Source organism: Saccharospirillum sp. ABV4_185, from assembly GCF_056159245.1.
The window spans coordinates 275562-288105 of record NZ_JBSWUW010000001.1; the positions used below are offsets into that span (position 1 = coordinate 275562).

Sequence of the window (12544 nt, forward strand, 5' to 3'; positions counted from 1 at the left end):
AACCGAGGGTCGTTGACACCACAGGGAATCGAAACGATGGAACGCGTTTTAGTGACACTGGTGACCTTGATCACCACAGCGGCATCGGCCGCGCCTTTTACCGGGAATGACACCCGCTCGAATGCCATGGGCGGTACCGGCGTAGCATCAGCAACCTCATTCGCCGCCAGCCAGTTCAACCCCGCCTTACTGACCAACTTCGGCGAAAAAATCGACTTCGGCCTGCAGTTACCCAGCATGGTATTGGCCATCGACGACGGCAAAGGCTTTGAAGAAGCCGTCTCTGTCGTCAGTGAATTCAAGGAAGTCGATATCGCCGTCCTTACCACCCAGGTAGAGGGTAATGCCAACACTGTCTCCCTGGCCGAAGCGGTCAGAAACGTTCGGGATTCGGCTGATTTCAAAGACGGCGGAAGCCAGGAGGAATTGGAAAAATTCAGCGCCGCCAACGCCGCCTTAAGTGAGAAAGTCACCATCATTACAGCCGAGATGAACGACCTGGATGCCGCCGTAAAAAAATCCAGCGAGAGCTTTTCGACACTCAACAAAAAACCTCTGGCTTTCCTCGGCTCCATCGGCACCGCCATTTCCCTGCCTCGGAAAAAAACCAGCGCCGCGCTGCATCTTAATTCCAATATCAACCTCGGCATGTTGACGAAAATCGATCAGGGGGATCTGGATAAAATCAGCAGTATTGTCGCGGCCACCAATGGCTTTGCCAACGAGTCTCAACAAGTCACCCAACTGAACGCCAACTTCTCCGCGGCTCTGGCCACCTTCAACACCTTCGACACCTCGGTAGAACCGTGCACCTCGGGCAATGCCGCTTACCAGGCAGCGTTCAACAACTTGATATTGGCGCAGGCGTCGCTCTACGCCGAAGTCACCAACGAAGATCAAACCGCGGTAATCTGTGACGGCGAAGGCAGCTTTACCAACGAGGATCGATCCCCTATCGGCAACACCAACCTCGCCAGCTACACCAGCGAAGACGGCCTCTTCGTTGATGGCGAATTACAAAGTTCGACGCTCGAAGGTTTGGGGGATGATTCCACCATCACCATTCTTGGCGCCAACCTGACGGAACTGGGCTTGTCCGTCGCGCGCGATGTCACCTTTTTAAAGCAGGACTTTGCCATTGGCATCACCCCAAAACTGCAGCTGATTCAAATATTCGAAGACAGCTTCAGCTTTAACGAAAACAATGGCGTGGAAAGCGGCGACTTTATGGAGAACGTCAAATTCGTCACCACCGGCAATGTTGATGTGGGCGTGGCCAAAACCTGGCCCACCATTATCGGCGGCCAGATGCGCGCTGGCCTGGCAGTCAAAGACATCATCCCGCAAACCTTCAAAAGCACCGCCGGCCGGGAATTAACCATGTCACCCAAAGCCAGAATCGGTGCCGCTCACGAAACCCGTTTCAGCACCCTGGCGATGGACCTTGATCTCACCGAAAACAAACCTCTGGGTTATGGCTCGCCCAGCCAGCAATTCGGCATCGGCGCCGAATTCGATGCCTTCAACTGGGCCAAAATACGTGGCGGCTACCGCAACAACCTGGCCATCAAAGACCTGCACACCATCAGCACCGGTTTGGGTTTCACGCCCTTCGGCATCGGCCTCGATATCACCGCCTGGATGGTACCCAGCTTCGACCCACACAAGACATTCCGCGACGCCGGCATCGCCAGCCAGTTTTCGATGAATTGGTAGCCAGGTTAAGACGGGGTTTCAGCCGAAACCCCAATCCTTGCTTCGCTTAACGCTGGGCGGCACTGCATCTCCCGTAAGCTCAGCGTGCGTTAAGTGCCTACCAACCTGTCAGCCATCTGCCTTCAGCAGTACAATGCCCGAACATTCAAACACCTGATGAACAATGCAAACCTATTTGGTCGGCGGCGCAGTACGCGATGAACTCCTGGGACTGGCGGTAAAAGACCGCGACTGGGTGGTCGTGGGCGCGCACCCGGAAGAACTCGAAGCTGAAGGTTATCAGCGCGTCGGCGCCGACTTCCCGGTGTTCCTGCATCCGCACACCAAAGAGGAATACGCCCTGGCGCGCACCGAGCGCAAATCCGGCCACGGCTACACCGGCTTTGAAGTGCAATTCGACCCCAGCGTCAGCCTCGAAGACGACCTGCTGCGCCGTGACCTCACCATCAACGCCATCGCCAAAAGCGATAGCGGTGAATTGGTCGATCCTTACGGTGGCTTAGCCGACATCAACAACAAACAACTGCGCCATATTTCGCCCGCCTTCCGTGAAGACCCACTACGAGTACTGCGCGTGGCCCGCTTCGCCGCCCGCTTTGCCGGCCTGGGTTTTGAAGTGGCCAACGAGACCCGGGAACTGATGCGCGCCATGGTGGACGATGGCGAATTGCAGTATCTGGTACACGAACGCGTCTGGCAGGAAATGAGCCGCGCCCTGCTCGAACCCAATCCAGAATGTTTTTTTCGCGAACTGCGCGCCTGCGGCGCGTTAAAAATTATTCTGCCGGAACTCGATGCGCTCTTTGGTGTGCCACAAACCATGCGCTGGCATCCGGAAATCGACACCGCCATTCACACCTTAAAAGCGTTGCAAATCGCTGTGCAATTAAGCGACAGCCTCGACGTTCGCCTCGCCGTCCTGTGCCACGACTTCGGCAAAGGCCTAACCGACCCCAAATACTGGCCGTCACATCGCGGCCATGAAGAAAGCGGCGCCCAGGCGATTGCCAAAGTCGCCGCCGAACGCAAATGGCCGAAAAAGCCCGCACGCCTGGCCGAACTGACCGCGCGTTACCATACGCATTGCCACAAAATCGGCGAACTCAAAGCCGCCACCGTTGTGAAAACCTTGGAAGCCTTCGCCGCTTTTCGGCAGCCGGAAACCTTCGAACATTTCCTGCTTGCCTGCGAAGCCGATGCGCGCGGACGATCCGGTTTGGAACAACAGCCGTATCCAGAGGCAGACCGCTTCCGCGCTTGCCTCGCCGCCTGCCAATCGGTAAAACCGGCCGACTTAATGGCCCAGGGTTATGAAGGCGCCAAACTCGGCGAAGCCATTCACCGCGCGCGCATCAATGCCGTTAAGGATGTACAAAAAACATGGAACTGACGCTGAAATTAAAAGAGGCTCACCCGGCGCCCGTGGTATTGATTACCGGCGCAGCGCGTCGGGTTGGCGCACAGCTGGCGCGTACTTTTCATCAGGCTGGCTTTCGCGTAATGGTTCACTACCGCAGCAGTCAAAGCGATGCCGAAGCGCTGGTTGCCGATTTAAACCAACAAAGAGACAACAGCGCTCAGGCAATACAATCCACACTGGAAAACGCCGATAGCATTAACGAATTCGCTCAACGGGCCAGCGCCGCTTTCGGCCGCATCGATGTACTCATCAACAACGCCTCCGCTTTCTTCCCCACCGCTTTCGGTAAAATAGAAGAAGCCGACCTCGATCGGTTATTGCACTCCAACCTGCGCTTACCCATTTTGCTCACCCAAGCGCTAGTGCCCGAACTGACTAAAGCAAAAGGCGCCATCATCAACATGGTCGACATCCACGCCCTGCGCCCTTTAGCCGACCACCCCGCCTACGCCGCCGCCAAAGCCGGCCTAATCAGCGCCACCAAATCCATGGCGCTAGACTTAGCGCCCTACGTTCGCGCCAATGCCGTCGCACCCGGCGCCATCTTGTTGCCGGAAAGTCAGGGTTCGGACTACGAAAAACACCTCACCGCCCAGATTCCGCTGGGAGCAATGGGCCAACCCAAAGACCTAGCCGAAGCCGCGCTCTTCCTGGCAACAGCGCCCTATATTACCGGGCAGGTCTTAGCGGTGGATGGCGGACGAACGTTGAAGCAATAAAGCCGGCCAAGCCTCTAGCAAAGCGGTCACAAACGCGCCTGTCATCCTTGGACCTCATCACATAAAGCGGTACTCCTAGGCACAAACCCAATCCTTAGTGTGCCACGTAACTGGCCGGGTGGTAGCGTGACCGGAGCCTAAAGTCGTCGCTAGCACGACGCCTATCCAAGGTAAAACCCAGATAGGCGTATTTATATAGGCTGATATCCGGAATAAGCTATTAAGTGAGTCGAGCATGGAAGAAAATCTGCCAAACGAAATAAAAAAGCATCTACCCTTGGGTTATAACTCGGGGTTAGGTTCGTGGCTTGTTCTTCCATCCGAAGACCAAAAAGACAGAGATGGAATAAATACGCTTAATCGTTGGCTGCGAGAACAAGATTGGTGTCCTGGCGAGCATGGAAATATTCTCTAGTTTGGAGATGATGGTGCGGGCAATCTTTTAGGATGGGATCAAACCGAAATTATAGCCGTTCTTTGGAATCCTGCTGATGGGCCAGAGTGCTGGTATAAAAACGGCAGCCTGTCACTATGGCAATTTCTACAAAATGGATATGAGCCACCACTTAACAAACACATCAAAAATCGCTTCACTTCGTTGCGCTGGGCGTTAGGCTTTTTGATCTACAAACAACATGAGCTTTAAGGATATGAAGTCAGACTATATAGCACGTGAGTATTTGGAAGGGTTAGGGTATAGGGTTGAAGTTATACCAACGTCAGATAAAAAAGAAGCCGATTTTTATGTTAGCTATGATGGTCATGTCGCTATTATTGAAGCAAAGTTAAAAGAAGATGATCAAAAGGTTGCCGAAGAAAAAGAGCGGGCATTAGTCTCCGGTGAGATGTCCATCGTGGAAGGAAATCTCGGTCGAAGTGAAACCATTTCTGGAGTGATAAAAACTGCTGCAAAGCAACTCTTATCATCGTCTGATAAAGAGCATGCCTTTAAAATAATTTCATTTGTTGCAGTTGGGTCGAATGAAAGAACAAAGGCTGATCAATTTAAAGATACAATTTACGGTAGTACGAAAATAATTCATGGTTCAGACTGTAGGACTTGCTATTTTTACAGGAATTCAGATTTTTTTCGAAGAAAAATTATTGATGCCGCAATTGTTGGGTATGCTGTTAATGGAAAAATATGTCTAGAGTTATGCCTAAATCCATATAGCAACAACTATGAAATACTAAAAAACTCTAGCTTTCTGAAACCCTTCAAAAACGCGATAATCGATCCTGTGGAAATAGAAAGACAAGGACTAGCGTATATTCCAGACCAATGTGTAGAGCGAAAATTACACAGCTTCCACCTGCTATCGCCTATGTTCAATCCAATACTTTTAAATTTAGCAAAAAAATATGGTTTAGGTTTATTGATAGCCGCAGACTTTAACGCGCCAGAAATTTCAGTAAGGCATGAAGATTAACCGAGGCCTAACAATCGCAGTCACTGCGACAGCTTTTTCTTTGCGCCTTCGCCTTCATAACAACAAACAAGACACCCATAACAAGAAGCCCGAGCTAGAGTCTTTTAAGAGCTTCTGATCGTCCATCTTTATATGCTTCATAGCTATCAACAAACAGCCACCGACAACTAATATGCTGGCTGTCCATGCGAGTTACTTATAGGCTTAATAAAATGAGATTTCCCATTATCAGTAAAATCAAGGCCCACCAAACGCGGTCTGGAGCCGATTTTGGTCACCTAAAGTGTGGTCAGAAATACCAAGTTATTGAGTCCTTTACAGATTATGATGGTGTGCTTCATCCAATTGATGAAGTATGGCAATTTAACGGTAGTTACTTTCTACCCTACGACGATGGCCTTGCCTTATTGGTAACCATAGACCGAAGCAAGACAATAGTCAGACTTCAGTGGCGTGACAACGAGCAAGCAAAACTGATCGAACTTCTTGAGAATTACCTGAAACCCTGTCAGTAGAGCGAAATAACTATGGTCGATTGCTAATGAGCTTAATACAAACCATCAAAGAAGCCTGGGGCTGGATTGGTATCGATCCCGATAAGGTCGTTAGTCAAAACGAGTTCGGCAATCTGATCATTAAAGACACAGCAGGGAAATATTGGCGGCTTTGCCCGGAGGACCTCTACTGCAGCGTTATTGCGGATAGCCGGGAAGAACTGGATAAGCTAACGACCGACCATGAATTCGTACACGACTGGTTTATGCAGGCTTTGGTCGAACAAGCACACCATAAGCTGGGCCCATTAAATGAAGATGAAAAATATTACCTGGTGATACCAGGACCTTTGGGTGGTGCTTATGCCGCATCCAATATCCAAAAACTGCCACTCCACCAGCTTGTTGGACTGTCGGGTGATATAGCGCAGCAAATAGAAAATCTGCCGGATGGTGCAAAGATACAACTCAAAGTTGATGATTGACCAAACCTGGCCACCTTAAAGCCATGAAAAAAACCCTATTAAGCGCCGTAGAAGACTTGGCGATTGCTGTAAACACCAATCGTAGGTTAAGCAATGCCGAGGAAACGGTTATTGAGGCAACGAACAACCTGCCCTCAGCCAGCTTCAGCTTCTGGACCCAGTGCATTCGGGCCCGATTTAATGAATTCATCTGGACACCGCCGCCTACCCTCGACACAACATCCAGCTACACGGCTAACCGACCAACTTGGTTGGAGCTACTCTGCCGCAATGGCTACCGGCGTGAGCATACACTGCGTTCACTCACCGGCCCTGCACCCAACACCTTTTTATTAACGGTCGCCATTCGTATGCTCAATGACGGCGTTCCTCAAATTCGGGACGCTGCCAGAACGCAAGTGCCCCTCATCATTGCAAACTCCAATATTGAATGTGTTACCGGGGCCGTCTGTCAGGTGCTTACACACTGGAGAACCTGGGGCAGAATTACAGAGTTAGAGCGTCAGGTTTTGCTCAATACGGTCAGTCAAGAACCTCTGGCCGGTGCACTAATATGGAAGCTGATGACAACAGCTGCCGGCCCGATGCCTAGCCTTTTTTCACAGCTCGGCCGAACGTCAATGCTGGACCAGAGCCTTGAAGACATGGCTCAGCAGGCTGTACAACCGGCGATAAGAGCGAAGGCCTACCGAAGCTTGCTTGAAGGACGTATCACCTGGGTAGAAAAGAGAGAATGGCAGGTGGTCGACCGCACTTCGGGCAAGAGAGAACCGGTGACCGCTATTGGTGAGCGAACACTTCAGGTTAGCTCGGACTATTGGGAGTTACTGGAGCGATCATCAACAGATACCTCATCCGTCGTCAGGAGAGTCGCTGCGGAAGTGCTGATAAAAAATTTGACCAAGATCGGTGCTAAAGCCATACCACTAGCCAGTCAATTTGCAGCCGACAAGTCGACAGCCGTCTCTGAGCGAGGCGAGTTTGCCTTACGGAAATTGCGCCAAATGGAGTGGTTCTGAAAGTCACACAACCGTAAACAGAAACTGCCACCAAAAGCTGTAGAGTAACTTTAATGGACACCAATGATCTAAAAATAAAATCGGAAACCTACCTCACTTCATTGGGTATCCAGGTTCCTTCTCACCTGCCAAAAATAGAGAGCCTTGATGACGTAAACCCCAAGACGGCAACACAGATTGCTAGCCGACTCTGTGCACTGACTTATGTCATCGGTATGGGATTTGGAGCAAAGCACAATGATCTGCTTGATGATCTGCAAGCCTATAATCTGATGGACTTTGTCAGCCCTAAAGAACAGCAGCTTTTGAGTCAAGAGAGCTTAACTGAACAACAAAGAATCAACATGGCGTGGCAAGTCGAAGGTGCTCAAGCACTGGCATGGTGCATCGGGGTTGTTGGGTTCAATCACTTCAAACCCTGCGATAGTGACTTAGCACAGAAAATACCCTTTAAAACATCGCCAGAGCCTTTTATTCAGCACGCTGAGCGACGATCCATCGACGCCATTCAGGAACAATCCGATCTACTTTATCGGATGCACTGGTACGTCAAAAACTGCCGGCTCAGCGGTCAAGAAACCTTACTAAACGAAAGCGTGATAGCCGAACGCAGAAAGGCGATTGACTGGGCATACGGAGTTGCTGAGGATTGGGACAATGTCCCTATGGATACTTGAGAAACACAGTATTCCAAAGGGATACATGCCCAGATCTTTTCAAGAAGCAAACAAGGCACTCATCGCAAACGCCCCGAGATAGAGCCTTTAGAGCCTCTTGATCGCCTATCTTTATATTGTTTATGACTATCAATGATAACTACTATGATGGGTGTCCAGATAAACTTTAAAAAAACCAAAGAACTTAACTGGTCGCAGTAGAATGAAACAAGCCAAACAAGAACAACTAACTTCTAGCAAGCCATGAACAACCCAAGGTCCCAAATCTGCACATTGCTCAGATTTTTCATTCTAGCCATCTGTATCGGCCAGTCGAAAGCAGAAGAAACCCCACTCAACTATCAGACCGCGGCCATCCAAACCGAACAACTCAGTGGTCTTTTGTATCAACCCGCAAGGCAGCAACCATCGACAGCGATAGTGGTACTGGGTGGTTCCGGTGGGCGGTTGAATACTGTCTATCCCGAAATGCTGGCAGAACAGGGTTTTGTCGTGCTGGCGTTGGCTTACTTCAAGGCTCCGGGTTTACCCGCCACTTTGGATGAGGTTCCGGTGGAAACCGTGAGTCGGGCTTTGGATTTCCTGGAACAGCTTCCTGAGGTGAATCAGCGTGGGGGCTTTGGTGTTTTGGGCGTGTCGCGCGGTAGCGAATTGGCGTTACTGGCCGCAGCTTATGATCAGCGAATCCGGGCGGTTGCGGGTATTGTTCCTTCATCGGTGGCCTGGCATGGCCAGACCGGCCCAGCGGCCTGGACGGTTGATGCGCAACCCGTAAGCAGCCTGAGTTTTGCCAGACGCTCTGAGCAACCCATTCTCCTTCGGGCGCAACAGGCGTTGAGCACCGCACCTGCCGATCAAGCGCAACTGCCGGTGGAGCGAATCAGCGGGCCTTTGTTGTTAGTATCCGCGAGTCAGGACCACATCTGGCCATCAACAGCCATGGCCCGGCAATTGGTTGAGCGCTTGGAAACTCACGGCTTTGCTTACCCAGTGAACCACCTGATACTGGCGGATGATCACAGCCTTGATCAGCGCAGTGTTGAACAAATCAAACAACCGCTGATTGAACTGTTTTCGGTGTTGTCCACTGATTGATCCTTGGCGGGCAAGGCGGTGTTAATGACTTGGCTGTTATCGTAATCGGCTGTATATAGATCAGGGACTAACAGCAGATAGCAGCACATCTATGTACGGGTTTGTGGGCAAAATCAGCGCCTATGCGTTCAAACTGGTCCGAATTTCAACGCCAACAATGATAGGTGAGTATGGAACCTAGCAACATACTTAATATCGATACCCTCGATAGCAACTGGCGTGATAAAGACACGATTATGTTGCACGCGTGCTTTCAGTTATTGAAGGACTGCATCGAGAAAGAAAAACTTTTAGATGGTCATATTGACTGGGATTTTGATGAGAAGCATCGCCTAGCAAAGAAAGAAATTGAAGAACTTTATAATTGGTGGCTTTCCTATTCTTCATCCAGCACCTCAGACGATGAATATTACGAAATCGAAACAAAAATGCTGTTTCGATTAATAACAGTAAGGTGGGCGCTATGGACATAAATATTAATCAGATATAGCCATTCGCACCCTCGGGTGCTGAACCTTTCTGGCGTCATGCCGCTGTGCTTGTTGCCATCCGGTTAGAGATGCTGATCCACATCCATACTGTTGTGAAGAACTCGGACTATGATGACTCTGGATTCCGTTCCGGCTCGGTAATAAATGACGTGGCTGCCCTGACTGAACTTTTTACAACCTGGTTTTATGTCATCCGCATCGCGGCCAATATCCGGTTCGCGACCAAGCAATTTGAACGCATCATCAAGCTGCTTGAGGTATTTATCGCGCTGACGCTTGCCCCATTTTTCGGCGGTGAAACGGCCAATGTCGATAACGTCTTTTCGGGCAGCGAAAGTAAGCAGGTACGGACGCATCACTGAGCTTCGTCGTCCAGTTCGGCAATAACACTTTCAAGGGAATAATCGGTTATTCCACTCTGCTCGCCTTCATCCAATAGGCGTCGGAGCCGTTCGAGCTTAGTTTCCGTTTCTTCCAAAAGACGCAGTCCGGCACGGACTACCTCGCTCGCCGAGCCATAGCGACCATTTTTAACCTGGCTGACGATAAACTCGTCAAAATGTGGGCCTAGTGTAATGCTGGTATGTCTGGCCATGGGAGCCTCCTGTACCAAATATTGGTATATTGTGCCGAAGTGCTCATAGTCAGGCAAGGCAGGCTGAGCAATAACGCCTCGTCGCTGCGTCAGATAGAAATAAACCTTGTTGCTACCGATGCAGTAGCCTTCACTGCATCGGGCAATATTCCACTAACAGGAGAACATCCATGTACGGGTTGATTGGCAAAATCAGAGCGGTGGACGGGCAACGCGACGCTCTGGTCGACATTCTTGTTGACGGCGTGTCCGGTATGCCTGGCTGCTTGAGTTACGTGGTTGCTCAGGACCCGACCGATGCGGATGCAATCTGGGTAACAGAGGTCTGGGATAACCCGGACAGCCATAAAGCGTCGTTGTCACTGCCCTCCGTTCAGGACGCAATCGCGCGCGGTCGACCACTGATTGCCGGCTTCGATCAGCATATAGAAACGGTGCCGGTGGGCGGTCAGGGAATTTAAATCACCATGCTTCTCTACTACCTGGATTTAGCCGGCGTCGCTGTTTTTGCCACCAGTGGTGTACTGGCCGCACGGGATCGCGATCTGGATGTTCTCGGCGTTATCGTGATCGCCACCATCACTGCCATAGGTGGCGGTACGCTGCGCGATCTGCTGCTGAACCGGCACCCTATTTTCTGGGTCACCGACAGTTGGTATCTGGTCGTCATTATCTCGGCGGCGGTGCTGACGTTGGTCTATCTGCGCTTTAAAGAGGTTCCCGGCCCGGCGTTTTTAGTGGCCGATGCTTTCGGTCTGGCGCTGTTCGCGCTCTCGGGTGCCCAGTACGCTCAGCAAGGCGGTTACGATCCGCTGATTGTGATTCTGATGGGCACTATGACCGGCGTTACCGGCGGCATTATTCGCGATGTGATTACCGCCAAAGTGCCGCTGGTGTTGCGGCGCGAAATCTACGCCACAGCAGCCATTGCCGGCATCGCTCTTTATCTGCTGTTGCAGGCGTTGGGTGTTGCTCAGACACTGGCGTTCTGGATCGGCATCTTAGTTGTTGCCGGGCTGCGCTTACTGGCCTTGCGCTGGAATCTTCACCTGCCGGTGTTGTACAAACCCTGAATCTATTTATTGCACAACAGGCAGAGTTATATTGCTCACTGAGTTAAAAAGGAGGTTGAGATGTCGGGACATAAAATCTTCACCATGCCTTTTGCCAAGGTCTATCCAGCCTACGTTCAAAAGGCAGAACGCAAAGGCCGCACCCAAGCCGAGGTCGATGAAATCATTTGTTGGCTGACCGGTTATGACCAGGCCAGCTTGCAGCAGCAGCTCGAGCAACAAGTCGATTTCGACACCTTCTTCGCCCAGGCCCCTGCGATGAATCCCAACACGGCCTTGATCAAAGGTGTGGTTTGCGGCATTCGGGTGGAAGAAGTCGAAGATCCTTTGATGCAGAAAATCCGCTGGCTCGACAAGCTGATCGACGAACTTGCCAAGGGCAAGGCGATGGAGAAGATTCTCCGGCACTAACTAACAGCCCAGCCAGTCCATTCACTGGCTTCTCAACCGCAAACAAATAGTTTGCCATTTGGAAAACTGTTATCTATAGTTCGCCAAATGGAAAACAATACACACCAACTTGATAGGGCCTTTCATGCCCTGGCCGATCCTACGCGGCGTTCGGTTATCCAGCGGCTGATGCGCGGGCCGGCGACGGTGTCTGAACTGTCCGAGCCCTTTGCCATTGGTCTGCCAACCCTGATGAAACATATCAAGGTGCTGGAAAACACCGGCCTGATCCGTTCGACCAAAAATGGGCGCATCCGAACCTGCCGGATTGAGCCCACTCAGCTTGCGGCAGCCGAACGTTGGCTGTCGGAGCAGCGAGCCCTGTGGGAAAGCCGCACCGACCGGCTTGCCGACTATGTTGAAGCGTTGCACGCCAAGGAGCATTCAGATGACCAACTTTAGTTCCGAACTGTCGATTTCCCGTCTGATCCAGGCGCCACGTGCGCTGGTCTGGTCGGCCTGGGCAAGCCGGGAACATTTCCAAAAATGGTGGATCCCGGAACCCTTGGTTTGCCAGGTGGTAAAAATGGACCTGAAGCCGGGTGGTGGTTTCGAAACCCGGATGAGCGAGGACGGCAACGAGTTCAAACCGCATGTCGAAGGCTGTTTTCTCGACATCGTGCCGCAATCACGCCTAGTCTTCACCACCGTGCTGACCGAGAACTGGAAACCCCATGATCCCTGGCTGGCGCTGACCGCCATCATCAGGATGGAAGATGAGGGCAACGCCACTCGTTACACTGCCCAGGTGCTGCACAAGAATGCAGAAGACAGTCGCAAACACCAGGAGATGGGCTTCGAGGAAGGCTGGGGAACCACCATTGACCAACTTGCCAAGGTGGCCGCTGGGCTGGTTTGAATCGACCACTGAGAACTCAGT

General features: G+C 51.4%; 17 protein-coding genes. 15 read left to right on the forward strand and 2 right to left on the reverse strand.

Translation table 11 applies throughout. The features are described 5' to 3' along the window. The first annotated feature begins 36 nt into the window (after nt 1-36). The 10 genes from traF (at nt 37) to ACXAE6_RS01280 (ending at nt 9528) form a co-directional block, all read left to right on the forward strand. On the forward strand, nt 37-1716 hold the full coding sequence (gene traF, locus ACXAE6_RS01235) for a conjugal transfer protein TraF (protein WP_475143446.1): 1680 nt from the start codon (nt 37-39) through the stop codon (nt 1714-1716). Nucleotides 1717-1879: 163 nt separating this feature from the next. Continuing rightward, complete coding sequence (locus ACXAE6_RS01240) at nt 1880-3106, forward strand: multifunctional CCA addition/repair protein (protein WP_475143447.1); 1227 nt, start codon at nt 1880-1882, stop codon at nt 3104-3106. Then, a complete protein-coding gene (locus ACXAE6_RS01245) occupies nt 3097-3855 on the forward strand; it encodes a pteridine reductase (RefSeq protein ID WP_475143448.1) in 759 nt (252 codons plus the stop codon). Before ACXAE6_RS01240 ends, ACXAE6_RS01245 begins: the two co-directional genes overlap by 10 nt. Before the next feature lie 650 nt (nt 3856-4505). After that, nucleotides 4506-5285, forward strand: coding sequence for a hypothetical protein (locus ACXAE6_RS01250; RefSeq protein ID WP_475143451.1), 780 nt, complete (start codon nt 4506-4508; stop codon nt 5283-5285). Nucleotides 5286-5497: 212 nt separating this feature from the next. Beyond that, a complete protein-coding gene (locus tag ACXAE6_RS01255) occupies nt 5498-5800 on the forward strand; it encodes a DUF3601 domain-containing protein (RefSeq protein ID WP_475143455.1) in 303 nt (100 codons plus the stop codon). 26 nt (nt 5801-5826) lie between these two features. Continuing rightward, the gene (locus tag ACXAE6_RS01260) at nt 5827-6264 is read left to right on the forward strand and encodes a T6SS immunity protein Tdi1 domain-containing protein (protein ID WP_475143458.1); all 438 of its coding nucleotides are present in this window, start codon (nt 5827-5829) and stop codon (nt 6262-6264) included. After that, nucleotides 6261-7283 (forward strand): hypothetical protein, encoded by a 1023-nt coding sequence (locus ACXAE6_RS01265; RefSeq protein ID WP_475143461.1) that lies wholly within the window; start codon nt 6261-6263, stop codon nt 7281-7283. The genes ACXAE6_RS01260 and ACXAE6_RS01265 overlap by 4 nt, the downstream gene beginning before the upstream one ends. 53 nt (nt 7284-7336) lie before the next feature. Continuing rightward, nucleotides 7337-7960: a DUF4272 domain-containing protein gene (locus ACXAE6_RS01270; RefSeq protein WP_475143464.1), complete on the forward strand. Its 624-nt coding sequence runs from the start codon at nt 7337-7339 to the stop codon at nt 7958-7960. Between the two features lie 273 nt (nt 7961-8233). Beyond that, on the forward strand, nt 8234-9055 hold the full coding sequence (locus ACXAE6_RS01275; protein ID WP_475143468.1) for an acyl-CoA thioester hydrolase/BAAT C-terminal domain-containing protein: 822 nt from the start codon (nt 8234-8236) through the stop codon (nt 9053-9055). Nucleotides 9056-9225: 170 nt separating this feature from the next. Then, nucleotides 9226-9528 (forward strand): hypothetical protein, encoded by a 303-nt coding sequence (locus ACXAE6_RS01280; protein WP_475143472.1) that lies wholly within the window; start codon nt 9226-9228, stop codon nt 9526-9528. An 80-nt stretch (nt 9529-9608) separates the two neighbouring features. Here ACXAE6_RS01280 and ACXAE6_RS01285 read toward each other — a convergent pair whose 3' ends face one another. Together ACXAE6_RS01285 and ACXAE6_RS01290 are read right to left on the reverse strand one after the other, a co-directional pair. Beyond that, nucleotides 9609-9902 carry a type II toxin-antitoxin system RelE/ParE family toxin gene (locus ACXAE6_RS01285; protein ID WP_475143475.1) on the reverse strand — a complete coding sequence of 98 codons (294 nt, stop codon included), beginning with the start codon at nt 9900-9902 and terminating at the stop codon, nt 9609-9611. Continuing rightward, nucleotides 9902-10141 carry a type II toxin-antitoxin system ParD family antitoxin gene (locus tag ACXAE6_RS01290; RefSeq protein WP_475143477.1) on the reverse strand — a complete coding sequence of 80 codons (240 nt, stop codon included), beginning with the start codon at nt 10139-10141 and terminating at the stop codon, nt 9902-9904. Before ACXAE6_RS01290 ends, ACXAE6_RS01285 begins: the two co-directional genes overlap by 1 nt. Before the next feature lie 170 nt (nt 10142-10311). Between ACXAE6_RS01290 and ACXAE6_RS01295 the strand changes: the two genes are divergently transcribed. From ACXAE6_RS01295 to ACXAE6_RS01315, 5 genes are all read left to right on the forward strand, one after another. Then, the gene (locus ACXAE6_RS01295; RefSeq protein WP_475143479.1) at nt 10312-10602 is read left to right on the forward strand and encodes a putative quinol monooxygenase; all 291 of its coding nucleotides are present in this window, start codon (nt 10312-10314) and stop codon (nt 10600-10602) included. Nucleotides 10603-10608: 6 nt separating this feature from the next. Beyond that, on the forward strand, nt 10609-11214 hold the full coding sequence (locus ACXAE6_RS01300; RefSeq protein ID WP_475143481.1) for a trimeric intracellular cation channel family protein: 606 nt from the start codon (nt 10609-10611) through the stop codon (nt 11212-11214). 60 nt (nt 11215-11274) lie between these two features. Then, entirely contained in the window at nt 11275-11625 is a 351-nt protein-coding gene (locus tag ACXAE6_RS01305) for a DUF2200 domain-containing protein (RefSeq protein WP_475143483.1), read from the forward strand. Between the two features lie 87 nt (nt 11626-11712). After that, entirely contained in the window at nt 11713-12066 is a 354-nt protein-coding gene (locus tag ACXAE6_RS01310; RefSeq protein ID WP_475143485.1) for an ArsR/SmtB family transcription factor, read from the forward strand. Next, nucleotides 12053-12523 (forward strand): SRPBCC family protein, encoded by a 471-nt coding sequence (locus ACXAE6_RS01315; protein ID WP_475143487.1) that lies wholly within the window; start codon nt 12053-12055, stop codon nt 12521-12523. Before ACXAE6_RS01310 ends, ACXAE6_RS01315 begins: the two co-directional genes overlap by 14 nt. Nucleotides 12524-12544: the final 21 nt, after the last annotated feature.

Bases quoted from the DNA above. Each gene is read 5' to 3' on its own strand.
- traF (WP_475143446.1), top strand. From the start codon at position 37: ATGGAACGCGTTTTAGTGACACTGGTGACCTTGATCACCACAGCGGCA.
- ACXAE6_RS01250 (WP_475143451.1), top strand. From the start codon at position 4,506: ATGAAGTCAGACTATATAGCACGTGAGTATTTGGAAGGGTTAGGGTAT.
- ACXAE6_RS01280 (WP_475143472.1), top strand. From the start codon at position 9,226: ATGGAACCTAGCAACATACTTAATATCGATACCCTCGATAGCAACTGG.
- ACXAE6_RS01305 (WP_475143483.1), top strand. From the start codon at position 11,275: ATGTCGGGACATAAAATCTTCACCATGCCTTTTGCCAAGGTCTATCCA.
- ACXAE6_RS01300 (WP_475143481.1), top strand. From the start codon at position 10,609: ATGCTTCTCTACTACCTGGATTTAGCCGGCGTCGCTGTTTTTGCCACC.
- ACXAE6_RS01295 (WP_475143479.1), top strand. From the start codon at position 10,312: ATGTACGGGTTGATTGGCAAAATCAGAGCGGTGGACGGGCAACGCGAC.
- ACXAE6_RS01260 (WP_475143458.1), top strand. From the start codon at position 5,827: ATGAGCTTAATACAAACCATCAAAGAAGCCTGGGGCTGGATTGGTATC.
- ACXAE6_RS01285 (WP_475143475.1), bottom strand. From the start codon at position 9,902: ATGCGTCCGTACCTGCTTACTTTCGCTGCCCGAAAAGACGTTATCGAC.
- ACXAE6_RS01310 (WP_475143485.1), top strand. From the start codon at position 11,713: ATGGAAAACAATACACACCAACTTGATAGGGCCTTTCATGCCCTGGCC.
- ACXAE6_RS01245 (WP_475143448.1), top strand. From the start codon at position 3,097: ATGGAACTGACGCTGAAATTAAAAGAGGCTCACCCGGCGCCCGTGGTA.
- ACXAE6_RS01270 (WP_475143464.1), top strand. From the start codon at position 7,337: ATGGACACCAATGATCTAAAAATAAAATCGGAAACCTACCTCACTTCA.
- ACXAE6_RS01240 (WP_475143447.1), top strand. From the start codon at position 1,880: ATGCAAACCTATTTGGTCGGCGGCGCAGTACGCGATGAACTCCTGGGA.
- ACXAE6_RS01315 (WP_475143487.1), top strand. From the start codon at position 12,053: ATGACCAACTTTAGTTCCGAACTGTCGATTTCCCGTCTGATCCAGGCG.
- ACXAE6_RS01255 (WP_475143455.1), top strand. From the start codon at position 5,498: ATGAGATTTCCCATTATCAGTAAAATCAAGGCCCACCAAACGCGGTCT.
- ACXAE6_RS01290 (WP_475143477.1), bottom strand. From the start codon at position 10,141: ATGGCCAGACATACCAGCATTACACTAGGCCCACATTTTGACGAGTTT.